The sequence below is a fragment of the Sulfuracidifex tepidarius genome, assembly GCF_008326425.1.
Lineage (GTDB): Archaea > Thermoproteota > Thermoprotei_A > Sulfolobales > Sulfolobaceae > Sulfuracidifex > Sulfuracidifex tepidarius.
In genome coordinates, this window is record NZ_AP018929.1 from 2,077,474 (window position 1) to 2,103,244 (window position 25,771).

The 25,771-nt window shown below is 40.2% G+C and carries 24 protein-coding genes and 2 pseudogenes; 10 read left to right on the top strand and 16 right to left on the bottom strand.

Going from position 1 to position 25,771, the window contains the following annotated elements:
- Positions 1-2 precede the first annotated feature (2 nt).
- From IC007_RS10650 to IC007_RS10680, 7 genes are read left to right on the top strand one after another with little or no spacing between them, the layout of a single operon-like run.
- Positions 3-521: an RAMP superfamily CRISPR-associated protein gene (locus IC007_RS10650; protein ID WP_084739869.1), complete on the top strand. Its 519-nt coding sequence runs from the start codon at positions 3-5 to the stop codon at positions 519-521.
- A gap of 5 nt (positions 522-526) precedes the next feature.
- Positions 527-1,510 (top strand): hypothetical protein, encoded by a 984-nt coding sequence (locus tag IC007_RS10655; RefSeq protein WP_149528743.1) that lies wholly within the window; start codon positions 527-529, stop codon positions 1,508-1,510.
- Complete coding sequence (locus tag IC007_RS10660; protein WP_054846523.1) at positions 1,491-1,928, top strand: hypothetical protein; 438 nt, start codon at positions 1,491-1,493, stop codon at positions 1,926-1,928. The genes IC007_RS10655 and IC007_RS10660 overlap by 20 nt, the downstream gene beginning before the upstream one ends.
- Positions 1,929-1,931: 3 nt before the next feature.
- Positions 1,932-2,669, top strand: a complete 738-nt coding sequence (gene csx7, locus IC007_RS10665; RefSeq protein ID WP_149528744.1) for a type III CRISPR-associated RAMP protein Csx7 — start codon at positions 1,932-1,934, stop codon at positions 2,667-2,669.
- A 5-nt stretch (positions 2,670-2,674) separates the two neighbouring features.
- The gene (locus IC007_RS10670) at positions 2,675-3,433 is read left to right on the top strand and encodes an RAMP superfamily CRISPR-associated protein (RefSeq protein ID WP_162205017.1); all 759 of its coding nucleotides are present in this window, start codon (positions 2,675-2,677) and stop codon (positions 3,431-3,433) included.
- Between the two features lie 8 nt (positions 3,434-3,441).
- Entirely contained in the window at positions 3,442-4,329 is an 888-nt protein-coding gene (locus IC007_RS10675) for an RAMP superfamily CRISPR-associated protein (RefSeq protein ID WP_149528745.1), read from the top strand.
- A 5-nt stretch (positions 4,330-4,334) separates the two neighbouring features.
- Complete coding sequence (locus tag IC007_RS10680; protein WP_149528746.1) at positions 4,335-4,814, top strand: hypothetical protein; 480 nt, start codon at positions 4,335-4,337, stop codon at positions 4,812-4,814.
- A 111-nt stretch (positions 4,815-4,925) separates the two neighbouring features.
- Here the strand turns inward: IC007_RS10680 and cas6 are convergent, their stop codons facing one another.
- Positions 4,926-5,741, bottom strand: coding sequence for a CRISPR-associated endoribonuclease Cas6 (cas6, locus tag IC007_RS10685; RefSeq protein WP_149528747.1), 816 nt, complete (start codon positions 5,739-5,741; stop codon positions 4,926-4,928).
- A gap of 274 nt (positions 5,742-6,015) precedes the next feature.
- Here cas6 and IC007_RS10690 point away from each other — a divergent pair, with 274 nt between their 5' ends.
- Positions 6,016-7,458 carry a TM1812 family CRISPR-associated protein gene (locus tag IC007_RS10690; RefSeq protein ID WP_054846922.1) on the top strand — a complete coding sequence of 481 codons (1,443 nt, stop codon included), beginning with the start codon at positions 6,016-6,018 and terminating at the stop codon, positions 7,456-7,458.
- A 688-nt stretch (positions 7,459-8,146) separates the two neighbouring features.
- Here the strand turns inward: IC007_RS10690 and IC007_RS10695 are convergent.
- The 4 genes and pseudogenes from IC007_RS10695 to IC007_RS13550 form a co-directional block, all read right to left on the bottom strand.
- Positions 8,147-9,253 carry a hypothetical protein gene (locus IC007_RS10695; RefSeq protein WP_054846588.1) on the bottom strand — a complete coding sequence of 369 codons (1,107 nt, stop codon included), beginning with the start codon at positions 9,251-9,253 and terminating at the stop codon, positions 8,147-8,149.
- 214 nt (positions 9,254-9,467) lie between these two features.
- Positions 9,468-9,788: a clan AA aspartic protease gene (locus tag IC007_RS10700; protein WP_054846589.1), complete on the bottom strand. Its 321-nt coding sequence runs from the start codon at positions 9,786-9,788 to the stop codon at positions 9,468-9,470.
- Positions 9,778-10,771: pseudogene (locus IC007_RS10705) on the bottom strand (putative CRISPR-associated protein). The gene IC007_RS10700 and the pseudogene IC007_RS10705 overlap by 11 nt, the downstream one beginning before the upstream one ends.
- A gap of 579 nt (positions 10,772-11,350) precedes the next feature.
- A complete protein-coding gene (locus IC007_RS13550; RefSeq protein ID WP_174861572.1) occupies positions 11,351-12,349 on the bottom strand; it encodes a hypothetical protein in 999 nt (332 codons plus the stop codon).
- Positions 12,350-12,883: 534 nt separating this feature from the next.
- Between IC007_RS13550 and IC007_RS10715 the strand changes: the two genes are divergently transcribed.
- A complete protein-coding gene (locus tag IC007_RS10715) occupies positions 12,884-13,405 on the top strand; it encodes a hypothetical protein (RefSeq protein ID WP_054846590.1) in 522 nt (173 codons plus the stop codon).
- A gap of 73 nt (positions 13,406-13,478) precedes the next feature.
- Here the strand turns inward: IC007_RS10715 and IC007_RS10720 are convergent, their stop codons facing one another.
- From IC007_RS10720 to IC007_RS10760, 11 genes and pseudogenes are all read right to left on the bottom strand, one after another.
- A complete protein-coding gene (locus tag IC007_RS10720; RefSeq protein ID WP_054846591.1) occupies positions 13,479-13,889 on the bottom strand; it encodes a PaREP1 family protein in 411 nt (136 codons plus the stop codon).
- A gap of 202 nt (positions 13,890-14,091) precedes the next feature.
- A complete protein-coding gene (locus IC007_RS14300) occupies positions 14,092-14,217 on the bottom strand; it encodes an AF_0619 family ribbon-helix-helix protein (protein ID WP_500797355.1) in 126 nt (41 codons plus the stop codon).
- Between the two features lie 721 nt (positions 14,218-14,938).
- Positions 14,939-15,559, bottom strand: a complete 621-nt coding sequence (locus tag IC007_RS10725) for a hypothetical protein (protein WP_054846592.1) — start codon at positions 15,557-15,559, stop codon at positions 14,939-14,941.
- A gap of 74 nt (positions 15,560-15,633) precedes the next feature.
- On the bottom strand, positions 15,634-16,128 hold the full coding sequence (locus IC007_RS10730; protein ID WP_162205019.1) for an aromatic-ring-hydroxylating dioxygenase subunit beta: 495 nt from the start codon (positions 16,126-16,128) through the stop codon (positions 15,634-15,636).
- Entirely contained in the window at positions 16,118-17,098 is a 981-nt protein-coding gene (locus IC007_RS10735; RefSeq protein WP_054846594.1) for an SRPBCC family protein, read from the bottom strand. The genes IC007_RS10730 and IC007_RS10735 overlap by 11 nt, the downstream gene beginning before the upstream one ends.
- Positions 17,075-17,293, bottom strand: a pseudogene (locus IC007_RS14090) (Rieske 2Fe-2S domain-containing protein); the annotation flags it as partial. The gene IC007_RS10735 and the pseudogene IC007_RS14090, both read right to left, overlap by 24 nt.
- A 223-nt stretch (positions 17,294-17,516) precedes the next feature.
- Positions 17,517-17,780: a hypothetical protein gene (locus tag IC007_RS10740; protein ID WP_054846595.1), complete on the bottom strand. Its 264-nt coding sequence runs from the start codon at positions 17,778-17,780 to the stop codon at positions 17,517-17,519.
- 41 nt (positions 17,781-17,821) lie between these two features.
- A complete protein-coding gene (locus tag IC007_RS10745) occupies positions 17,822-18,712 on the bottom strand; it encodes an amidohydrolase family protein (protein ID WP_149528749.1) in 891 nt (296 codons plus the stop codon).
- Positions 18,713-18,924: 212 nt separating this feature from the next.
- The gene (locus IC007_RS10750) at positions 18,925-20,205 is read right to left on the bottom strand and encodes a 5'-methylthioadenosine/S-adenosylhomocysteine nucleosidase family protein (protein ID WP_162302136.1); all 1,281 of its coding nucleotides are present in this window, start codon (positions 20,203-20,205) and stop codon (positions 18,925-18,927) included.
- A 235-nt stretch (positions 20,206-20,440) separates the two neighbouring features.
- On the bottom strand, positions 20,441-21,805 hold the full coding sequence (locus IC007_RS10755) for a ferredoxin-like domain-containing protein (RefSeq protein WP_054846599.1): 1,365 nt from the start codon (positions 21,803-21,805) through the stop codon (positions 20,441-20,443).
- Between the two features lie 202 nt (positions 21,806-22,007).
- A complete protein-coding gene (locus IC007_RS10760; RefSeq protein ID WP_156303837.1) occupies positions 22,008-23,357 on the bottom strand; it encodes an MFS transporter in 1,350 nt (449 codons plus the stop codon).
- Between the two features lie 426 nt (positions 23,358-23,783).
- On the opposite strand from IC007_RS10760, the gene IC007_RS10765 reads away from it, so the two are divergent.
- Positions 23,784-25,727, top strand: a complete 1,944-nt coding sequence (locus IC007_RS10765; protein WP_084739889.1) for a molybdopterin oxidoreductase family protein — start codon at positions 23,784-23,786, stop codon at positions 25,725-25,727.
- Positions 25,728-25,771: the final 44 nt, after the last annotated feature.

The following is a 25,771-nucleotide window of genomic DNA, read 5'->3' on the forward strand; positions in this document are numbered from 1 at the left end:
GTATGAAGTATAGTGTGACCTTAATAGTGGATAATTTAAGAGGTTCAAGCGAGAACTCATTTACAGGGGATTTTGAGCCTGATTTAAAGGTTCTTTACATGACCTCTGGCGATAAGGTTCTGGTCGTACCCGGATCTAGCATAAAAGGAGTCATCAAGAAGAACGCATTAATGGTGTGTAAAAATCGAGATCCTATCGAGGAAATATTCGGTCTTCCCGGAACCAAACAGGGAAAGGTGGAATTTGGCTGGGGATATGTCTCATCGGCTAAGCCGAATAAAAGGTACGGTGTGAAATTAGATCAAAAGCTGGGAATAGTGAAAACTGCTCATCTATACTCTTTCGAGTATTTACCTGGAAAACTATCGTTAAAGTTTGAGGCTAGAGAGGTCTACCCTTTATCTCAAAATTCAAGAGAAATATTGAAGAATTCTATCAAATTACTTAAGTATACTTCCATAGGTTGGGGAGGATCTAAAGGGCTGGGTATCATAAAGGAAGTTGAAATTCAAGAAGGGTGAAGAGGTTGATAAAGAAAATTACGGTAATAAATGAAACTCCTTTGCTGATATCCTCCCTTTCAAAAAACTACATGAAGTCTATAGATTTCATTCCTTCTACTACACTTAAAGGTGCATATCTGTCTAGAATTATTGACGGTGATAAGTTATTTAAAGAGAAATCCAAACCTCAAACGTCTCTGAGCTTCACTGATGCCTTCCCATCAATGAAATGTCAGATGAACGTTCCCTCGCTGGCCACTCTATCTAAGGATGAAAGCGGAAAAATAGCCGACAAACTAAACGTGATAATAGATGAACTTGAAGGTAGGAAGAAAATAGGCGAGGAGGTAGTGAGGCTCAAGAAAGGACCGAGGAACTGGTTCCTCGATGGCGAAGTAAAGGAAATTAGAGTTAAACGATTCCACGCATCAGTTATAGAGGTCGATCCTAAACTTAAGACAGTTAGGACAGTAAGGGAAAACAACGAAATAAAAGGGCTTTTCTCCCATGTTATCGCAATCTCGCCTGGACATCAATTCACGTTCGAGGTCAAGGGAGAAGAGCAGGAGATACAGGAATTAGAGTCAATGTTGAAAAATGGAGAGATAAACGTTGGAGCACTCAGAACAGACGGATACGGAAAGCTAAGGCTGTTGAAGGCAGAGAAGGAAGAGGTAGAGATAGACGATAGAAGGGATGATTTCCTGGTAATGGACATTTACGGATACTTACCGTATAGTAAATACACAGAGGCATTAGAGGCACTAAAGGAATTCTTCGACGTTAAGGTGAAGATAGTTAGTATTGAGGAGAGGAGATCTCTAGATTACGATGAATGGGAAGTCAGGAACTATGTGAGAACTGGATCGGTCGTATTATTAAAAAGAAAAAAGGATATTAAAGAGGAATTATATAACTCTAGATTGAAGGATATTGTCGTCAATTCAATCGAATCGGGAGGAAGGATCTTCTTTAACCATAAAGTCCATGAGAAACAAGGGAGCTAAGGACGCAATAGAAATTCTGGATAGGAGATTGCAGACTACAGCACAAGGTGGGCAATCTCAAAGCATCGAAAGGAGTAATGGAAATGGAGAGGATGATAAAAAGGGGATAACTAGGAATTTAACTCGGAATTTACTTGATCTAGCAATTAACGAGACCGACCTCAAGAACTTCATGTTAAATTTGTCATATCTGGTTGCTAGAAATAAGGGATTTTCACAGAATAACGAGTTAATGTCTTTGTTTAATAAAATACAAGAACTGATACAAAGCGAGAGAAGGAAGAATAAGAATGATAAAGAAATTCTGGAAGAAATTACAGAGTACTTGAAGGGAGTAGTAATGGTAACTTATGTGGTAGAGAAAAGCGATAAAAAGAAGGATATCCTAGACATACTTAAAAAATCAATGGGTGAATAAAAAATGGAGTTACATGCAGCTATAAAATACAGGGAAGTGGTTGAGTTTCAGCTGGAGTCTAAAGAGTTCTTAAGGGTCGGTGGTGTCCCTGGGGCAGACATTGCAGAACCTGATTTACCCGTAATAAAAGGAGCAGACGGAAAACCGTTCATTCCAGGATCCTCAATTAAGGGGGTGATAAGGGCTGAATACACCAGAATGCTATCCTCTATTCCTCCTCAAAAATTAAAGGAAATTATAGGAATAGAAAAGGCAGTAGGGAAAGAGGAGGAGATAATAGAACTTCAGAAGGAAAAAGATACTAATTCCTTACTTGTGGAGGTCGAGAAGTCCATAAACGGAGATAAAGACGCAAAACTAGGTGTAATTGACCTTTTATTTGGGTCTCATTTCTTCGCATCCCCATTATTGTTTACCGACGCTCAAGTCGATAACGGAGCTGTGAAGAGTAGGTTTCACGTGTCTATTGATTTAGACAGGGAAGTTGCTAAGACAGGGGCATTGGTAGAACTAGAGGCCGTTGAGCCTGGATCTAAATTCATTGGAAAGATGATATATAATTCTATAGATACAGGAAACTCGAGTCAAATAGATAGAGCCTTCGAGATATTGAAATCTACGCTAAATAAAACTGAAATCTTTATAGGTGGTTGGAGGAGTAGAGGATATGGACTATGTGAGTTCTCCATCATTAACTCTAAGAAGTACACTCCAATTGATTTGATTTCTGAGAAAAAGTGATGATAATGTCAGATCAAGTTAAATTCTCTAAAATGTTTACTAATGATAGAATTGAGGTTGAAGTCACTAACCTTTCGCCTTTGAGAGTCGGAACGGGTGAAAACAGAGAGATAGATGAACCAGACCTGCCTACGTTTAGATACGGAAAGAAGGTAGCAATACCAGGTTCATCCTTGAAGGGAATTTTTAGATCCAGTCTCAATAAGATTTACGGAAGGGACTTCGAGGAGCTTTTTGGCTCTACTGGGAACGAGAATAACTTCGCCTCTCCTTTATTATTCACCGATTTTGTGTCGAAAGAGGATGTTCCGGTACACGAAAGAACTCACATAAAGATTGATTTAAGTACGGGTGGCGTATCTAACTTGTTCACGGTAGAGTACGTCCCTCCTGGTATTACTTTCACAGGAGAAATAATATCAAGGAATTTACCTCTATTATATCTCCTAAGCAAACTTAACGATGTGATATCTCTATTAAACGATAGAGTCGTCAGAGTTGGAGGGTTCAAGAGTAGAGGTTACGGAGAAGTATCATTCAGTATTAAGTCAATATATCATTATCAAGTCTCTCCTGAAATTGAGTTCTATTCCCCCTTCAGTAAATCCAAATGCAAGTACATTATAAGGGATAAAGTGTTAGAGATAACTGAAAACATAGGAGGAAATGAAAAGCAACAGAAAGTTAATCTGAAATCATTGAGAAAGAAAGGGATTTTAAATATAGCTGAAATTTCAGAAGAAGCCATAAAATTGTTAGGGTGATCAAGCTAATGACAAACAGACCATTGTCAAACAGATTTCCGAGTTCAAACTATGATTTCGTAGGAAAATACAGTGATGTTATACTCCCCAGCGAGCATACGTCTAGAGGTACTTTTTTTAACGCTGGGAAAGGTAGAAGTCTCTTTAAAGTTGAGTTATCACTGCAAGTGGTCAAGAATACATGCACTTGCTCAGGCGAGGTCGGTTTTATCAGGTCTTGCTATAACCAAGAGAATCTGACTGTCCTTTCGTACAAGTCAGGGAATAAACTAGCATTAAGTGGCTCATCCCTAAAGGGAGCTATTAGAGCTCACTTCTTAGCAGTTTATGGATATCCCATGCTAACTGCGGACTTATTTGGATTTTCGCATGGAGAAAGCGCGGAGAGCAGAGTACTCTTTAGTGACGCTATAGCTGGAGATGCTAGACCTGAGTATGTATCTATAGGTAGAGAATGGAAACCACATAAATATTGTAAGAGTGGTGGAATAAAGTTCTACATACCCGAGTATAGAAAAGATATAAATATTGAAGATTTACTTAGAAGAGGCTATACTTGCCTAGAAACTATTCCCGCTGGAACTAAATTAGAGGGAAGATTAATTATGACTAATTCCACTATAGAAGAACTGACGAAAGTCTTAGCAGTGATGTCTCCTGATCAAGGAGGCAAGTACGAGAACTGCGGTTTCCGCATAGGGAGAGCTAAGCCATTTGGAATAGGTAGAGTGAAGCTCCTAAATTTCAAGGTAGAGGAGAAGTCAAGCCTGACATCAGGTTGGAGGGAAATAGACGTGAAGGATCGCGTAGCAAGGGAGTTTTCAGAAAGGGTAGTAAATACTAGAACAAAGGGATGTAAGATTTCAAGTAATAAATTCAGAATATACTGTGAGTGATCGTTATGAGTAGAAATAACAATTTTTCGCATAGAGGGAGAAACAATAGTGAAAGTAGACCTCAAAGACGCCCTGATGCGATGTTTAACAATAGCAGTGATGAAAATTTAAGAGATAAGCTATGCAAAATATTCGGAGAAAATGCTGAAATATTTGAACAGGAAATAGAAGATATAGGAAAATTAAAAAGAGAAACTAGACAATATATTTCTAGTATGAATGACGTGGATAAATTCTTAAGGAAAATTATACGAAGTTATTTAATAATATTAAATAAGGAGTCTGGTGTAAGTCAAGAGAACTTTAATATAATTTTCCTGAAAGCTCTCAAAGACATACGATATTTTGAAAGAAATCGAAATATTAACATAAGAGATGTGAACACTAATGCACAGAACGTAATGAGAATTCTGAGAGAATGGAAGAGGGATAAATTGATAAAGATATTAGAAATATTAGAGATAACGAATAATCAGAGGCAGTAATTATAATAATTTTAGTTGTATGAAATAAAACTAAATATTAAAATATCTTGGTGAAATCACAGCGTTTCAAGAATGAGTTTTATTTGTTATTTATCACCATATAAAATTTTTTTATTTGTTATCTTTTTTATCTATTTGTGTGAACGTATTTTGATCCTTAGGCTTGTAGGGGAGATCCTGCGGGATGACTTCTACCTCTCCGAAACCTATGGATCTGCTCTTCCCCACCCCTACGTAGTTAGCGTATTGAAGGAGAACATCTATACCTCTCCTCAAGTTAGATCCTTTCTTAGCCTTGAGCTCAAACGTAGTCCATCCCAAGAAGCCCCTTATGGTGTTAGATCCGTACTCAGCTGATACAGCAGATATCTCGTAATTCACTTCCCTCAAGGAATATAGAACTCTGAGGTAAGACCCAACCTTTATGTGAGACATGTACTTATTCCAGTGTGACCATAATGACTTTACGAGAAAGGGAGAGTAAGGGAAGAGAATGAAGCGATTAGTTTTTGTTCTTCTAGGCCTAGGAGGTTGTATCAGGGTTGGAGTCTTGAACCTAACGTGAAAGAACCTCTTTTCGGAAGGTTCTATGTTGGGCGTTGCTTCTACCTTAGAGAGTTCCATTTGAAACTCAGCTCCCCATAACTCCTTCTTTAAAGAGGGGTTTTGAAGAATCGAGAAGTCCTCCCTAAGGGTGGTGAAACTGAAGTTGTAAGTCTCCTCCTTTTTCAGGATTCCTTTAAACACGGGGTTACCGGATTTTTTAAGAACAGTGACCCGAAAAGGTTTCAGCGGTTCGGTGCTCTCTATCATCTCCTTGTATAGAGGAGAGACTGAAGTAAGGAGCGTCCTTGAGACCTTTGACGAGAAAGGAGGTATAACCACGTCGTGGTTTACCCTCACGTTAAACAAATACTTGTAAATCACCCTTGTAACTTTTAATTCTCTAAAAAAAGGTTTTCGAGTAAACACGTTCACTTTAATGTATTCCTACCAAGTTCCTTTCGTTTGCGTCCCATGTTTTTACCAAACTTTTTTTACAAGTTTATCACATAGTGAAATTCCAAGCTTCGTCTTAATTTGGTAACTGTTTTATTACGTAAAATCTAGGAGAACTAAAAATAGAGAATAGTTAAGAAACATGAGGGTTAGGAAAAATTGGCTACAGTATTTTTTAGTACAGTAAACATGTATAGATTATATGAAATGTTTATTATACATTGCAGGAGATGTAAATAATTATAATCCTGTAAGATATATCATAAACGGGAGAGAGGAATTTACTTTCATTGCCGCACATGCCCTCTCTCAGGTGCTTAATCCGGATAGAGTTGTCGCCCTTTTGCCTGACAGCTTAATAGTTGAAGAAGGAAATAGTGTGAATGTTGATAACCTGGTAAAAGCTTATAGAGACTTATTGAGAAAAAGGGCCTCAAAATTACAGAGCCAATTAAGTGAAGACAAACAGAAAGGACTGGAAGAATTCATACAAAAGATGGAAGTTAGATATATCCCTAACATAGGCGTTGGTTCTGCTACGTTAAGCCGTAACGGTGAGGTAGTGGTTAATGAAGACGGCAAAAACGGCGGTGGAGTCGTTAAAAAACCCTATAAGAGGGAGGGTAATCCAACCTTCGTGTTTAACGTTATATACTCAGTTTTCAAAGAATTGGAGTCTGACGATTGCGACGAGTTCCTCGTCGACCTAACTCACGGCACAAACGTCTTAGTGTCCATCACTTTAAGCGTAGGTTCTCTCTTTAACTCCAGCTTCTTCTCTGCTCCAGTCATAGGGAACCCTGGTACACAGGAAGTGAGAGTGTTAGACCTCACCGAAGTGGTGAAGGCTACTAAGGACTCCCTCATGATATCTTCCTCCATAGAGAAATTAGATGAAAGGTACTTCAAAGACTATAGTTCCAGCCTGAGAGGATTGAACCCCAACACGTTCAATGGGGATGAAGTCTATGTTATAAAGAATATAAAGGGAGCAGATCCTGGGAAGGTGATTAACCTTCTTCGCGACATAAGGAACGGATTTTCGGTCAACGCCATGCGTGACATTGAGGATGTAAACGAAAACATTGAAAGTATAAAACAAGACGTCGATAAGTTGAGGTCTTTCTTCAGCGAATGGTACAAACACCAGACGCTTGACGTCAGAGAGATAGTCCTATCGAACTTCTACTCCACGTTCAAAGTGGAGAGAATAACATCAAACATGGAAGACGACATCACTTCACTTATGAAATTGCTGAAACTTTACATAGACGCATCGATGTACGATAAGGCATTCTCCCTAGCTAGAGAACTACCGGTAGCCTTCTGCATGAAATTGAGAGGAGGCGGAACATTTGACGCTGAAGATAACAAATATGAGAAATGCGATAATTTGGTGACGTCTTACTTCAACTCGTATCACAGCGAAGTCCTGAAATACAGGAACGTGTTGATGCACGGTGGATTATCTATAGATTTAAAGGTAAATGTAAGCCCAGATGGTAAATTGTCCATAAGTAAAGAAAACCAGATCAGGTTAGGAAGACTGGAGGAAGAGAGTAAAAAATTGGAGAATTATGAAGAGGAAATAATGAATGAAATAAAAAATGTAGGAGAAAGTGGAAATGAAAGTAAAAATAAGTGAAGCCACTGGATGAATTCTAGGAAGCAGGAGATTCGATGTTACAGTTAAGATCCTTCAGTCTCTATACGTTATTTTCGATGCTCTTTCTGAGGACATCTTGAGGAACTTGTAGGCCTATTCATCCTTTAATTCAAAGTATAACGATAACTGAGTGATCAGCTCATTTATGTTAGGCCTTTCGGTGAAGTCGACGTCGTAACGTTTCCCTACGATATTGTTGCAGTTTCCCTCGTCATGACGTTTATACATTTCTTGGGACTGAGGGCATCATTGAGGGAAGTGAACATGAACGTCAACACGCCGGGTCAAGAGAAGACTTACTCCTGTATTTCGGTCCCTTTATACTTAGTTGGCTCTCTTGACTAGTGAGAGGAGAACTTATACTTGGCTAGATCTTAAAGGACGAGATTTACTTTAGATCTACGCGCAGTTTGACACCTTAAACCAGGGCACTAGGAGGAACTTGTCCTTTAAAGTCTGATGAAGTATAAATTGAGCGATAAACGGGAACGTTAGATCCTTCAAATTGAGGCGTCCTTTTGTCGTAGAGCCCCTTGTCGTTTCTGATTTATAATAGAAAAAGAAGAAAAGAGAAAAGAAGAAAAAGGATTTTACAACACTTTTACATTACATTAACAGATAAATTAAGAATAATGTGATCAAAAAAGTTGGAAGACGTGGAGAATGCTTACTGCATGACTATCATTGCGTTAGCTGGGACAAAGACATACAGTTCGTATAAAGGGGAACTAGTGATAGGTATTTGGGTTCCTACAGGGTAGTAGGTGGAAGTTTGAAATGGATAACTCTCATTGTAGGTCATGCCAACTCCTTTGGATCCCACTGAAAGATACCAAGTGCCATACAAGTTAACGATAGAAATTCTGTAGAACACTACACTAAGATAACCATCGTTTATTGAGTCGTTTATCTCAGTATATCTATACATTTTGGCGAAAGTTACGTGGGAATACTGCTCCCCTTTTAATTGATTAGAGCTCGAATTAACTACAGGGTAGAAGCTCTCCCAGAACAACTGAGTCCCATTATTTTCACCCTCTCCGTAGAAATATTCATAGTAATAATGTCCATAATTGTTCCCATATCCGTCACCGCTGTAGAACAGTATTCCGAAGGGTGAAGGTGCAGGATCTCCATTCTCGAAGAAGTACATTCCTATGCATAGAGTCAGGTTGTTTTTAGGGAACGTGTAAATCAGAGTTACGTTGGACAATCCTAAATAGTTCGTACCGTCAGCTTGTTGTGTCACAACCTCCGCGCCTGAAACATCGTGAAACGGTAACGAAGACGCTTCGTCTATTATGTTGTAGACTTCCTGGGTGTCAGAAAAGTTCTTGAGGCTGATCGCATGAGTTATCCCTATCCCTCCGTTCAGACTTGCATCACTGGGATCTTGAAGAGGATAGTCGCTGACGTTATACTCTTCTCCGTCGTTTGTGACTGCTATGAACCATCCGTTGTAGTTATTCACTAGAGAAGATACGGGGAGAGGTTTTGAGGAGATTTCCACGTTCACGCTTTTCACCTCACCGTCAGGGAAAATAAGGTACTTAACGTATAGCGGTTCACCGGAGGAGGACATCAGCAGGGGTTCGCCCTGAGAGTATACCTCAACTAAAGGGCTAAACTCGAGCGTTTTAGAGACGGAACTCTGTTGCCCTGCGAAAACGCTTGATTGCTCCCTCTCCAACGTCATCAATAGGCTGAGGCTACCCACTAAAATGGTAATTAAAATTAGACCACCTAAGATCCCGGATATTGCCCTCTGTTTCATGGAAAAAGAGTAGCAAAAAGGAACGGGAGAGTGGAATGAAAGTTTTTTCATGGGGCTTGTCAATGCCATAGAGTATCTTGAACTAATTACCAAAACCGAGGTTAAGGAGAGGGAATCTCATTCAGCGGAGATATCCTGTATTTAAACATGGTCTATGAATATATCTTGTGTTTAATTTCTTTAAGCGATAAGTTCTCCTGGTAGGCAATGAATTCTAAATTAATTTCTCTTTATAGTTTACTACAAGCCCTAGTTTCTCGAGGAGTCTCTCTCCGATAATGTTTTTGTCTATTACGGGTGAATACAATATCTCAGCTACAGCTTCTTTTCCAAGCCCACTCACGTTAGCGAGCTTTACGTAGGTCTCATAGCACTGCATTGATGCGGTGCATATCCTAGGTCCGTCAGAAGGCTCGGCCGGTATCTCGTCAAAGATACCCTTTTCGACCAGTAGCTCACCTTGAAACCCTGTGTCTACCTTGACTTTTACTTTGACTTTTACTTTCGTCCCCTCTACCTCTACTTCAAGGTCCAAGGAAATACACCTTATCTGGAGTCTCCACTCTCACCTTCTTTCCCTCCTTTCTCTTAATCTCCATGAACTTGTAAGCATCGTCCTCACTCTGAAATTCAGCCTCAACTTTGTCTTCGACCACTACTTTGTAAGTCTCGTTGTGGAATCCGTTGGGTAGGTAGTTGTGGAATCCGTTGGGTAGGTACATGTCTACTATTTTCCTCGCCCATTCCCTTAATCTGTATGCGTCCTCTCCTTTCCTCTCTGCTAGACTCCTGATCTCAAGGGAATGAACGGGAATGCCGAGCTCTTTAGCTCTCCTGTTAGAGAGCGTATACCCGGGACTCTGCGAAGCGAATTAACCATTCGAGGTACTTAGGGGTGATCGTTATAGGAAGAGAAGGCAGAGAGACTACATTGTTGAACTCTTGGTACTTGTAGTAGATAGAGTCTGCCCCTGCGAGAAGTCCAGCTAGGGAAAGGAACGTGGTCTCAGGCTTGAGTCCAGGGGTAGCGTTTATGAAGACCTCATCTCCTTCTTCCTTGAACTTGATGATCCTTTTTATCACCTTGTCGAAAAGGTCATTAATTCCTTCATAAAATGATTCCTCAGAGGATATGGAGCTTATCTCTGTTTTCTCTCCATGAATACCTTGTTCCTCCAAGTAGTCCTTGATGACTTCCCCTGCAAGTTCCGAGTTCCACGTATTCGTGGTGTACATGAGCACGTAAACCTCCTCCTTCGAGTGCCCAAATCTCTTCATTGCTGAAAGGAGGGAGTCCAGCTCTGCAGACCCTCCTTGCCCTTTGTCCCTCAAGTACTCTAAGAGGACTCCCTTGATCCTGTTGAAATTATCAGCTATCTTTCTCTGTCTATCATCGTTGAAACTCATCCTCTCCCAGTTTTCAAGTCCTAGTTCATCTATAACCTTTTTCACATTACTGTCTTTTGACGAATTCCCTAACAGCGAAGTTCCTACTGCAGTTACATGAACTTTCCTCATAGGTATGAATAGTCTTAGGTCAATTTAGAACCAATACTCTGTCTAGATAGTGAGAAAAAAAGTGCTTGATATCTAAATCCACTAAAGTAATAGAGAGAATCAAAGATTAGGCTTGAGGCTAGCTAGAATTTCCTCATAAAGAACGGGTTTAAGAGAGCGAAAAGTTAGAGATGAGGGCAGATAGTCTCACCATTTGATACTCTTTTTCTTAAAAATAATTCCTATACTGAGATCTCCTTTAAGGCTGGGGGTTTAGCGAGACCTTGAGAGGAGAATCAACTATTATATATAAACATTTTATATACATGCATACACACCTACTGTCTTATCTTACTTGAATGGAGAAGATAGTATATGAACAACAATCCGCATATTGAGTGCCTATCTCCACGCTAAAAGAGAGATGGGCGAACAACGCACGGAACGGCGAACCAGTGAAACTTGTGTGAGGCAATAGTTAGATATCACCTTGCCCTCGTTAAACTTACAAGAAGGAGCAGGATCCATGTGTTCATTTCGTCGTGTTTTCTCCTGCAAGAGATAAAGCTCATGTTCACTCTTCACTTTTTGGGGAACTTGTCAGATCTTGCTACAAGTCTCACGTTCCAGTTCTGCCCTCAAACGGATCTTCAGGTCGACCTCTGAAGGAATCTTTATCTTGTTTATCAGGTTCCTAGTCCTGTTAGCTAAATAATTCAGGTAAATGAGAGAATACAATTTCCTGGACTTCTCGTTATCTTTGACCACATCTCCCAAGCTGACTAGATAAGTCCTCATCTCCTCGCAACAGAGCTCTATTCCTTTCTCCTTGCAGAAGGACGGGTTTTCCAGCATTTCCTTCAAGGGGTTCTTCTTCCCCTCTATGAGGTCCGACATCTCGAACTTCTCGTTGCACTGTTCGTCTCCGCATCTGCAGTCCACAATGAAGTCCAGTTTGTCGAGAATATTTGGAAGTTCCTTCGCGTTGAAGGCCTTGGAGATGTCCTCTCTCATAAGGTTGAGTTTCATCTCCCCTTTCTCCACAGTTTCCATGACCGGGAGGTCTACCTCGAATAGATCCGAATCGTTGAGCCCGCCGTACCTTTCCTTCAGCTTCTTTAGTTCTTCGACAGTTCTACACCCGTTCTCGGAGTCGCAAATTGACCTTATGATACCTCCGATGAGCTCATATGATCCCTTGAATCTCTCCACTTGTAATGACTTTAGGTCCCTCAACAGCCTGTTGACGTTGTCTAGAAAACTGTCTAGGTTTCCCTCCTTCATGCTGGAGAACAAGTTGTGGACGTATACCATGCATTGTATCGAATCGGAACAAGACTCGTTAAGCTTCCTCTTGAAGGACGCTATTTCGTCTATCTCGTCTAACATGAGAGGTAAAAGCACATCATGAATCCTTATCAACGAGTCCCTGACCTGTAGGCACTCCTGAACCGACGACTGGGACTTTATCTCGTCAAGCTGGACCTGTAAAAGCTGGGTCTGTTTCCTGTAATAATAAATCGTTGCAATTAAAGCGGCTGTAGAAATCACGGAGCTCAGTCCGGAAGCATATCCAATAGCCTGCAGTATCACGCTCATAGTTCGATTAAAGTAACATCACGTTTAAGGTTAACATTCTCTCATAGATCAGTTTTTCCTACATGAACCCAATCAATGGAATCACTTTACAAGTCCTCCATTTTATACGGTCTAGTATGAAAAACTCATTTTTAGACATGTTCAAAGTTCAGTAGGAAAATCTCGAACTCACTATTAAGTAAAATTGAAAGGTTCAAAAACCAGAAGAAAAGACCCATCTCAGGGCCTAGGGCGATTCAGGTCATCATTGCAAATTGTAATTATATTAAAATAGATTAAATAAAGAGAATTGTCAAGCGTGAGTCCTCGCCCAGCCCATACGAGGGTGTTCAATTAAATTTATTCTATTTCAATAAATAAACTGAATTCGCAAAGGAGAGGTAGATTGCTCGGGCCCTGAAGTTACTAAGATATTTAAAGACTTTAGAAATTAAATTAATAAATAAGGATCACAATATAACTCCTTTTATGCTTGAATTAATAATTGATTCTTTAAGAAAAAAACTTTATTAGCTCAAAAGGTTATATTTATTTATGCCTCAAACAGTAGAGCTATGCGGAATAAAGAGAGGAGAAGTTCTAAGGGACCCGTTGATATACGTTCTCTATGTTGTACCGCTGGTCATAGCTCTGGGGTTAATACCGGTTAAAGTTTCTTTCTCTTTCTCTTTGTTAGTTATAATTTCTTCTTTCATATTAATGACTCTTCTAATCCTTGTTCTCTCCTTCTTATTTGACAGATCTGGGTTGGGAGTATATCTGGTGGACGGAAAGGAACTAAAGATAAGGTATACCAAGAACGGTTTCACTTTCAAAGAGAAGAGGTTCACCTTACCCGTGACAATGGAAACGGTGAGCGGAACTCCAGTGAGAATAGCGGGATTGGGGCTGTATAAAATAGGCTACGGTACATTTCACGTCTCTGGGCATACGCTACCAACTATCATAAAGGGAAACATATCTAGGATAAAGACGGGTTACGTTATCAACGGTGAGGTCTTGATATACTGTGAGGACCTTGAGAAATACATCCAGCTCATAACTAGAAAATGCTAAACGTCATAGAGCATGAGTTGAGGAGACCAAGATAATTTCCATCTACGTCAGAGGTGAGACGTTCCCTGTACGCTTAAAGTCTCCTCTTGAGCTCGTCTATCTCCATTATCTCGCGGTCGTCCAGGAAATCCTTCAGCCAGTCGTATCTTAACCTTACAAGAAGTTCCTTAACGTCATCAGGGTCCACGTCCCCACGCTTCCACTGGTCGAACAAGGAAAGCGCTGACGAAGTCATGTCCTCTATTCCTTCGTACTTTCCCCTAAGCCTCTCAGCTACATCCATCATACATCTCTTTGGTACAGCACAAGGAGTGTCCTTCCTGTGGAGGTCGTGTATCATTGCCAAACACTGGAGCATCCTGCGCTCCGCCTTATAAGCCCTGAAGGCAGATAACCTAAGTTCTCCCTTCTTTAACCTCTCGTATGCTACCTTAAAGTCGTTCAAGCTCATTCTGGCGTAGGTTTTCTCATCCCTTATTGGCATATGAGAGTGACATATGTAGAGTCGAGGAATAAATTTTCCTTTCATGAGGAGTAGGTTTAGTGCTCAGGCAGGCGTTTTCTTGAACCCAGAGATGAATCTATTTGTTCAATGATAAAAAATCTTCTAATCTAAACTATTTAATTGTCCTACTCCCGTCGTTGGAGAGAGAGTCGCTACAATTAGCGTTTCGAACGACCTAAATCTACTTGAGATTGAAAGGAAGAAGGAGTTTAATTGCGTTCCTAATAATTTCACTCCAATTGATCTCTTTATGCTTCCTCATTTTCTCGTAGAGATCTTCCGGAACTTTTACCGTTATGATTCTCATGAGATAAACCTGTATATATGGGTATGTATATTTATAACTAATAGTTGCCTTATACAACGCTTTCAATTTATTTTACTTAAATAATACAGCAAATTACTTGGTAGATCGTGGTGTAATAACCCTCTACAAGAAGCACGTGGTTAAGCCTGAGAGGAAGGACGAGCGACGAGACAAAGACGTGGAAAGGGAAATAGACACGGGATAGTAAGGCAAGAGGAATCAGATCCAGGGAAAAGCGAAGGAACTGCTAGAAATGTTTAGACGGGAGAAGGTTAAAAGGGATATCTCGTTTCAAGCTTCAGATCTCATTTTCTATCTGTAGAGATTGAGTGATCACTTGAGGCAATTGAATAGATTAGGCCTAATATGAGTCCCTTATGAATAGCGTACAACCTTACAATGAATTGGAGAGTTTCCCTTAAGTTATTATATGTATATTACGTGTCCACTATTCACGAAAAAAGCATGAAGTAAGGCTGAGAGAATAGTTGTTTCTTACCCATCTTAATATCGCAGGACGGAGAAAACCCAAGTCCGTAGTTAGACTTGAAGGTAATACCGTGTCATTTCTCTAGTTATTACAAAAAACATGGTTCATCCATATAATAGCACTTTTAAGGAATATGTTAAGAAGAGGAACAAGGTATAGGAAAAAATTACTGTAAATATTTTCTACATAGTTTTATTTGTTCTAATATTGAAAATGGATGCAAAGCACCTATTAGGACACAGTTATATAAATGAAGGACGGAGGCGTCAACGTAGACGATATTTCTATCGTGTACTCCCCTGGGGAGAGCGGAACAAGTTTATCTCCAAGGGGACCTCCGTAGTACCCCGATATTTTTACGCTCACGGACGAGCTTACGAACTTATATTCGACTCCATGAATCCCCTCATATGTGACGTTAAGTATATCACTTTGAGGAAGTAAGGTCTCGTTGATCACAGGGAATTCTATAGGACAGAATACTATCCTAGGGTATACATATAACGGCGTCGCATTCGAGACGTTTTGGGGAGTGAATATACCTTTGTACATAATAACGCCTATAGGTATGTAATTATTACAAGGCTGAGCACCAAGAATTTGGCTTTGGTTTACCTTCACCGGAACGTTTGTTGCTGACGGGTTGAATAACGTGACGTGTAATAGGAAGGGTTCCCCGGGCGAAATTGACGTAGAATTAACGGAAACTTCAAGGAAAGGGGAGTCAGAAGTATGAGATGACTGAGCACCTCTTTCTCCACTCATGAAATTAGAATTCTCTATCTCATGAAATACAGCGTAACTCATCCCTGTTATTAGGACTAATATTAGAAATGCAAAGGTAAGTTTCATTGAACTCTATCGCTCCTCAGAAAACTTAAACCTTTTCGTTATATGTTTGAATCATTTTTGGTTTTTTCTAACTATCATAATATTCTCGAAAACACTACATCAGGAATATCGGCGTCGAACTCTATCTTTCTCCTTCTTAGCATGAGTTTTCCATCTGTGAAAGAGAGAGTATCTTTCCTTAACATCGAGATCACTTGAGACTTTCCGTTTCTGTAAACATAGACTAACAAAGACGTTTCAACCTCTACCTCCCTCTGGTCTCCCTTTATTATTACCTTTGAAGGATGGTACCTAACCTTGGATGGAGGAGTTTCAATCCAATCATAAGCTGTCCTTGATTTCTCACACCTAATGGAAAGAGACATTTTGTTATCTCTAAAAATAGAAATGTCTTTCCCTTCGACTTTTGTATGCAGAGAATTCAAAGTGGTTTCCATGGTGTAAGATACATCATCCGTGAGAAGGGTAAGCCATTCTTCACATTTTCCCTCCTCGAGCAATTTCATTTCATTCACCAGAAAATTCACTACTGAGTCTTTCAACTTACAATCAAGTTCGCTACATATCATCAAGTTCTTCACCTTCGAGATAGTTAAGGTATTCCTTGAAGAAAGAGATTGTATTGCCTTCATTATTTCCTCCATAATAGAGTTCTCCGGGTCCCTCAAATTGGGTAGGACTCTGGTTCATCCCCCCGTAATATTTCAATTTCAAGTTCAAGGAGGATAACTTACTAGAGTTCTCAGTCATGGACTCCCACATGGCAACATCGTCGTGTTCTACAGAACCGGCAGCGCCGAAGAGTCTTAAAAATGTGTCAATAGCTTTCTTCTTAAGGTTCTCTGGTTCATCCTTGTCAAACGCTAACCACGTCCATATTTCAGTTTCGAAAGTTGATATGGGTCTCCATAACCTGAACGTTAATATTGGAACCGGAGGTTCACTGTCTATAGTGTAAGCAACGTTTCCAAACGCCATGTTCGGAAATACGTGTCCCAACATTTCATATGTACCATATTTCTTCCATACATCGAACTCTCTCTGTGTTAGTTTAACTTTTGCTTTCTCCACTAAGTTAGGCCACCATAGTGGATAGAAAAGTGGTCTGGGAATGTCAGGGTAATCGTCTGCTGAAGGTCCGGTGAAAAGCACTCCGTGTCCTCCCTTGACCCTAATTACCCCTGTTATTGACGTTAGTTTAAGGTCTTGTATGCCGAGACCTACCTCTCCTAACCAGCCATGGGCTGTGAGGAAATGCCACGAATCTCCGATGAAGTTATCAACTATTGTCTTCCAGTTGACTCTCACTATCCACCTCTGAGGAGAGGAGAAAACTAACCCCTCGCTTCTTCCCGCAACTATATCTATGAAGAACTTCATGTCACCCAGAAACTCGTCAAGTGTTGCGTTGGAATCTATTGTGCAGAAAACAAGTCCCTTGTACGTTTCACACCTTATAGGAAACATCCCGAAACTGCTGGTATCAACACCCTGATAGATGCCTCTTTGCATTGGTGCCCCAAGGAATTTTCCTTCCATATTGAAAGTCCAACCATGATATGGACAACGTAGGATTTCACCTTTGCCTACATCCTCCCTAATTATCTTTGCTCCACGATGGGGACACACATTAAGAAACCCCATTATCTTTCCTTGATGCTTTGTGATTATAACAGGGACGTCCCCTATATACCTTTGAAGATACGTCCACTCATCGAATTCCGATACGTGACCTACGAAAGCCCAAACCTTGCTAAATAATTTCTTTCTAAAGTAAACAGGGAATCATCAGCGAAAAGCCATAGGGGAACTTGATTCTCTTTTAGAATTTGTGCTGCTTCCCTTACCTTAGATTTCAAGCTCATGAAGTGCACCGTCAAGAAATGTGGAATACACTGACGAGACTCTTTCCAGTCCCTTAATTTCTACATATTCGTTGTAGATATGAGAATTAAACTCAGAACCAGGCCCGTAACAGAGCGAAGGAATTCCTCTCTCTGAATAGCCTACCGTCGTTATCAGCAGGATCTATAATTTTCATCAAACTTATTCCGGACTTAATCGCTGAACTTTCGAAGTTATCCATCCATTTTCCCATGTAATAGTTAGGATAGGTCACGAACTTGATCTCGCACCATTCTTTGAGTTTCTCAACTATTCCCTTTGGGGTCCCGTGAGGAAGTCTGATGTCAAGCTCTGCAAAAGAAGAGTCTGGAACCATCGTAGGGACCCTTCCTCCTTCGATAACACCTAAATTAACAGTTATCTTCCTAGAGATACGTTTATTCCTTGAGAGAGCAATAATTGAAGAGGAGCCAAGCCTCTCGGTACTTCCCTCTCAGTATATCTTCCTTGAAGGTGAAGGTTTGTCTCTGGATTAATCACTACCGAGACTTTAGTTTCCTTCATCCTGAGCAATAAGTTACGGAACATGGCCCCTTGATACTGGGAGGATACCATGTGGCTTAGAGTCGTCATTTTACCCCAAGATCTTCTCTTAGCTTCGCTTACCATGTAGAAAGAAAAGTCAGATTCCGGATCGTCAATCTCGTCTATATGACCATCAACTGGCTTATTGAATTTCTGAGCTATGTCAAATACCTTTGAAATGGACTTAAGTCCGCCTTCCCTGTCCTCTCCGTGTGGCATTGCTCCAACCACGTCTGCACCGGCCTCCAAGGTTCTCTCCATTTCGTTCTCGTTATCAGAAAACGAAAGGGAGGGACTAGGACAAGCAACAACTTGAACCTTAATTAAAGAAGTTTCGTGAAGTATCGTAATCAACCTTCTTGCATTTCCATTTAAAATTGGTTCATGGTCTCTAACATACAATGTTCCATTCATGAACATGATTAATTGAATCTTCTCAAGTCTTCTCTTTACATCGTCGATTGTAACACGCGGAAGTACGTCATCTCTCAGGAGAGCGAGACCGTCAATAAGTTTACCGGTCTCGTTTTTCCTGTTATATCCCAAGGTTAAGGCTTGGGAGAGATGAACGTGAGAATTAACAAAAGGTAAGGTCAGGGCTCCTCCCTCCGCGTTAATTACTTGCCCATCTCTCCTGTTGCAGTTAATACATTCTATGATCCCCTCTGAGTTAACGTAAATGTTAGATAATCTTCCTCCTAACTTGACATTAGTTATTAACATAACACCTTTTAAGCAAATAGTTTGATGAATATAAAAACACAAACATAACTAGTTCCTTTAATATCTGAGGAAAATGAAGCTTCATGCTAAAACCTAGGAATGGCCCCGCTCAAGTCTAGGGCAAAACGCATTTAATATTCAGTATTAAGAAGGAGACGATTCTCACGTAAATCTAATAGTAAGGAAAGGAAAAAATAAGAGTCCTTATATTATCATTCTTTAGGATATGAATATTCTTGTATACAGTCTGGATCAGTATCGTTAATCGTTGTTCCGTTAGGCGCTGTATAAGAAATCAATGTGACGTTAAAGTCAGTATAGTAAACTTTATCCGCGACGATGTATCCGTGGATTCTAGCGTTGGACTGGGGCGAAAGGGAATAGAAACTTGCGGTGTCATGTAGTCCTTTCACGGACGAGTTGAAGTGGGATACTACCCACATCGTCACGTTTGCAGCTCTATCTGCAGCCAGCACTCCCTCATACACAGATGGGTACCAGGGCGAATCGGAGATACCTCTCACGATTAACCAAGGAATCTGAAAGTGCGTATTAACGTAAGCGAATCCCATACCTTCGTTCTCCCCTGCATCTGTCTGGTACAACGCGTTCTGTTGAGCCATCCAGAATAGCGGTTCGGTCCATTGGTTCGCCGACCCAATCACACCAGCAATTATTTCATTTCTGATATTACCCGTCACGTTCATCCCTGTAGCTTGGGAGTCAGGGATTGTCATAGGATAAGGATATGACTCAGCTAGCTTCAGAAGTCCAAGGGACGATGGTAATGCCTCGACGTAGGTATAAGAGTAATCTACACCGAATCCACATCCGTAATTTGATGCATTAGAAGGAGTGTCCTGAGCTTCACCGAAACCTCCTACCACAGAATTATTGATGGCAGTCACATTCACGATCTCTACTCCCGTATAAGGGGTCTCAGAATAGCTGTAACTCTCGTTTCCTAAGTGGGACAAATGGTAGTGTATGCTACTCTTGTCCACAGCATATGCACCCAGAACTACGTCTCCCACGACTACGTTCGGATTTCTCGACCCTGCAGTCCCGGAGAGGAGTGCAGCTTGGATGTTGAAATAAGTATCCATTAACGTGGTAGCCATTGTGGATGCATACTCCTTCTCTCCGCTCCTTACCAGCACTACGTTATGACCTTTCATTACACCTAGATAAAAAGTGTATCCACTTATGTTTACCACAGCGTTTACTTTCGTCTGAGCTAGGAGAGGAGCTTGTTCCATAGCCATAGCGGTGACTATCCCTATCCTGGGTGTCATCAAAAGCTGAGTTAGGTTAGCATTGGAAGGATAGACAGAGACTAAGTTTTTAGACATCAGGAAATTAGAGACTTGTGCATAATAATTCACGGTGTTAGGTTGAGAGGAGTTATTAATATTAATTTTATTAAGATAAAATATAGTCCAAGAAATTAATATAAGAACTAAAACTATTATTCCGACTATTTTCTTGTCCATTGTTACTTCACTGTATAAGTAGTATATATATTCTTTATAAATGACAGATTGGATATTATCTAAATTTAAGGATAAACTACTTATGGAGAAACAAGAAGATTTGAAGCAAAGGATTATGAAAAATTGCTGAAACACTGCTGTATATATCCTCATTTTTATTACTTTAATCATAATCTACGTTGTCAATAGTAGAGAAGTTATCTTTTAATTATTGTAAAATACTTTTTGAACTTTTTTAATCAATTCTTGTAAACGATGGAATATCCTCGAGCAAAGAAATTATCTGGTCAGTCCGCTGGCTCTTTACCATGTCTTCTACTTTACTTAGCCTGCGAATCACCTCTGCGTACATGTCCGCATCAACCTCTCCTACCTCCTGTCCCAGTCTGAAATTATCCCCTCCAATAAATATTTTCAACCTGGGTTTCCCGTCCCTCATAGATGCACCTAGTCCTATTTCCCCTATTTGATGCCTTCCGCACGAATGGGAACACCCGCTTATCTTCACGTTTAACTTGGAACCCTCTTCTTTCAACACCTTGGATACTCCTTCTGCTACGGTACTGGTGGAAACTATTGCAGGAGGACAAAAATCATTGCCTATACACGACTCAACATCTCCTTTTAAATCTCCGTATTCTTCAGGTCTAATTACCTGATAGTTTAAGGTAGTGTTTACTTGTCCTTTTACGGGTACATCGAGCACTTGTTTGTTGAAAAGTACTACGAAATCGAAGTTATCTTCACTCATCTTTGCTATTTCTCTGACCTCTGCTGAGCTCAACCATCCACCTCTAGTTTGAAACCTCAAAATCCTCTTGGCTTCTATCCTTTCTGTTTCCTCATGGAAGTCCTCTACCTTAATGTCTTTCATCATATTCTCCAGAATTTCCTTTGTCTTCTGAAGACCGTATTTGTTCACGACCCATTTGAACCCCCTTTTTTCCTTCTCCGCCTTGAGGAGATCAGCTACCGCTATTGATATTTTCTCGAGATCGTTCTCGCTCACTCCTTCAAATAATTTAACCGACTGAAAAGCGTGATCTCCCACGCCTCCTCCAACGTAAACATCGAATTTACCGTTCTTATTTGCTACTATTCCAACATCCATTATGCCTGGAGTGGCACACCCTTTGTCACAGGCTGAGACTGTTATCTTTACTCGCTTAGGCAACAGCGGATATTCGTACTGAGGATTGTGACGGAACCTCCTCGATATCCTTTTAGAGACCGAGACTGCATCCGTTCTCGCAAGCGGGCAGAGATAGGAAGGGCAAGGCATTACGTTCCTCACGGAAGCTCCACACGAATCCCTGGGATCTAGTTCAGCCTTATCCAAAAGGTCAATGACGTGAGTTAAATCTGGCTCATGGATTCCGTAAAGCTCTATGTCTCCTCTTGTGGTGAAGTGTATTTTCCCGTTTCCATACGTGTCGGATATGGAACACAAAGCTTCTAGTTGCTTGCTAGTCCATTTGCTCGGATCCCTTCCTTCTTTTTGTCTTATTCTGACTGAGACCAGATCGTTTTCTCCTCTACTTGTATAGATACCTTTAAACCTTTGAGGATAATACACCTTATATTTATCCGCAAACCTCATAATTGATTTAAATTTAAAAAAATCATTTAAGTTTTATCGTGATTATAATGTATACTTTTTAATCATAATGACAGATATTTGGTCTCTTCTTGTACTATAACTTTATAAAAAGAATAAGATTGAGGAAAACAGAATTAAAATCAATTGATAATTCATTTAAGTTAAACATTATCTATTCTTCAAGAAGAACTTATTTTTCACATCACCTTTTCTTTGAGTTGCTTCTCTCCTCAGCTTCTTGTGTTTTCGGAAGCTTTAATCTCATCACTGAGTTGGATCCTAATAGAGCGAAAACTGCTATCACTGAAAGCGGAACGAAAATAAGAGGCACTAACGATATCCCAATAGATCCGGTTATTCCTATTCCTGCTGAGATCGAAAATCCTCCGAAGCCTCCTATTCCCCCTATTATTCCAGAAGCCTTACCGACATCCTTTATAGAGTAACTTTCAGACACCAGCTTGAACACTGCTCCGTTTGCGAAACTGAGTGCAGATCCTAGCGAAATGAAAGAAATTATCGATAAGGGTAAGGATTTCTCAACAAGTCCTATGCTAGCCATGATAGAACTTACTAGGACCAGAACTACTCCTACTACAGAAGCCTTTTTCCCTTCTAACTTGTCTCCAATCAAACCGCCCAAGGGTCTGAAAATAGCTGCTGATATCACAGAGAAGAAAAGGACTATTCCCCCCTCTAGGAGAGAATCTTTGAATACAGATACGAAGACTGTAGGTATCCATAGTCCTACAGCCAAGAATCCGCCGAAAGTTAGATAATAAACATAAGAAAGCAATCCTGTTTGTTTCCCGTATAACAAGAACGTGATTAGGATAATGAGCGAGGTCAATCCGAATTCCAATGAAGCTTCAATGTAGAGAGACTTACTGGCTATAACAGTACTTATCAAGAACGATATGGCAATTGCTGTGTATCCTACGAATCCTATCTTGTCCTTAAAGGAGACCTTCCTATCCTTGATTTCGTTCTCCTTAATGTCTGACGGAGATAAAATAGTCAGTATCAAAGGTAAAACCAGGATTACAGATAGGGCTATGAAGACTCCAGAGAACCCGAACCTCTCAAATAGAATAGGCACTAAAATCCCCGAGAATGCACTCCCTGCATTCCCTATTCCGCCGTAAATTCCAAGTAAAGACCCTATATTGCTAGAATAAATTCTATCCACGTATGCTATCCCGATAGGGAATATTCCTCCTGCGACTCCGAGCAATGATGCAGCTATCAAGAACTGAACGAAGGAACTAGAGAAGGAAGTCGCGAAGAGAGCTACTACTGACAAAACAAGGAATATAATCATGGTCACCCTTGCTCCTATCCTGTCTGACATGTATCCTGCTATATATCTGGTTGGAAGAGCCAATACCTTAGGCGCGCCTATGATGATGCCTAAAAGGATTAACGAGAGTCCAAAGTCTTTCTTAAAGACAGGGCCTAAAGGACCGTAAGCGGTCCATGCCATAAACGTAGCAAAAAATGATAAAGTACTTGCGAAAATAGGTAAAACTCCTTTACCATTTAATCCAGCCAATTTTTCACAGAAATCACACTGAACAATATAACTTTTAAATATTTCAGGCTATTTGAATGAAAAATTTATTTCTATAATTATAAATCTCTGGAGCTTAAGATTTAGGCTTGTTTACACAATAGAAGGAGATCTCAACTCATGAATTTAAATTCCAGCCTACCTCCTACTATTTTGACAGCCATAGAGGAAAGTCTTCTCCTTATATTTTTTACTAATAAAAAATTATATTCAGATTTTAGAAATAAACAGAGAGAGTACATGTCTTTTTATCTAATTAATCTAAACTATTTAGACAAAATAAATGTAAACAATTTACGTTCTCTTATCTCCAGCCTTATTTGTGACGATGTTCTATAATGATGGATAAAAACTTTTTAGACAGAAAAGGGTAATTCTTAAAGACTATAGATAAATATAAACTCTCTAATGAAAACTATCTGTCCTTTCTGTGGCGTAGGTTGTGGTATAGATGTGTCAGAGAACGGTGTTAGAGGGGCTGATTACATAACTAACAGGAAAAGTATGTGCATAAAGGCTTCGATCTTGCCCGAGATAAGAGAGTTGGAGAGATTAACTTCTCCGATGATCAATTTCGAAAACGTGGAATGGAGAAAGGCGACAAATCAGGTGGCTGACAAGATAAAGTCAACAATCAGGAAATACGGTAAGAACGCTGTGGGCTTCTATATAGGAGCACAAATCCCTACGGAGGACCAGTACGTAGCCACGAAGTTAGGGAAGGGTATAATAGGAACAGGGGTTTTCGACTCAAACGTTAGGCTTTGTATGTCGAGCGCAGCTTCAGCTCTGAAATTCTCTCTGGGTACCCCATTGCCTACAGCTGATTATGACGATATAGACGAAGCAGAGAACATTCTACTCATAGGGGTGAACCCTGCTTCTAATTTTCCTGTACTATGGAATAGAATCCTAAAGAGAAAAAACAGGGAAAAGGCTAAGGTCGTAGTTGTGGATCCAGTAATTACCGATACTGCAGAAAGCGCCGATATACATGTTCATATAAGACCTGGAACAGATTTAATCTTGATTTCTGGCATAGCCAGTGCTTTGATTGAACATGGAGATGCGGATCTCTCTGAACTGGAAGGAAAGGAAGAATTCGTTAATTTCGCAAAGAGATGGTATCCCTCCAAGGCATCAATGATAACAGGAGTTCCCGAGGAAACCATTAGAGACTTAGCCAATTTGTTAGAAAACAGGACACTCTTCATGTGGGGTATGGGAGTTAACCAAACTATCAATGGAACTGATACGGGGATTGCAATAATCACTCTAGCTAAAATTTCAGGAAATCTCTATGGAAATGGTAGAGGAATTTTACCGTTAACAGGTCAACATAATTCTATGGGAGCACGGGAAGCGGGTGCTCTAGCAGGTATGCTTCCTGGTTTCAGGTATGTAGATAACGAGAGAGACGTCGAGTTCGTAGAGGACTTTTGGGGAGTCCCTCGTTACACAGTATCTAGAAAATATTGGACGATAACGGATTTGCACAAGTTAGTTGAAGATAGAAAAATCAAGTTATTATGGATTATAGGCACGAACCCTGTAGTTTCTGTTCCGGAGTCTAGGCGTTTCAAGGACGCCCTTTCATATATCGACACGGTGATAGTCCAGGATGTGCACATGACCGAGACTGCCGCGGAGGCTGATGTGATATTGCCTGCAGCAGGATGGGGAGAAAGGGACGGCATCTGCACGTCAGGAGACAAAACAGTGTCGTACTTACCTACTATGAACAGTCCTCCAGGAGAGGCGAAGCCGGACTGGTTAATACTGTCCGAAGTAGGCCTTCTACTGGGAGCTGAGAACATGGAGTTTTCGTCTACATCAGATATATTTCAAGAGATGAAAGAAATATTCAGAAACACAATGTTAGATTTAAAGGATCTTAATTACTCATCGCTAGGAGGTGGATACAGACGTGAATTTATACCAGGGAAAGTTAGAACTAAAGGATTCAATGTAGATCTATTAGAATATTTAGATTATAATTCATTCAATTTAATTACAATAAGACTATCAACTCAATGGAACACGACTACGAAAACTGGAAAGAGTTGGAAACTGAACATGTTGACAAATCTTCCTAAAGACGTTGTAATGATATCTCTTGAGGATGCCAAAGAATTCAAGCTTGAGGACGGTGATCTAGTTAAGATAAGAAGTAGAGAGAACTGCCTCTTAGCAAGAGTCAAAGTGTCTAAAGGACTTCAAAGGAGAGTCCTTTACATGCCATTTCACTGGGGTTTAGCCAATGCACTGATGGATTGGAAAGCTGATCCTATAAGCAAGGAACCAGCTTTCAAACAGCTCTATATTACTCTGCATAAAGCAGACGAGAACTGATTCCTTTTAATTTAGTAGAAATTAAAAATGTATACACAAAAATA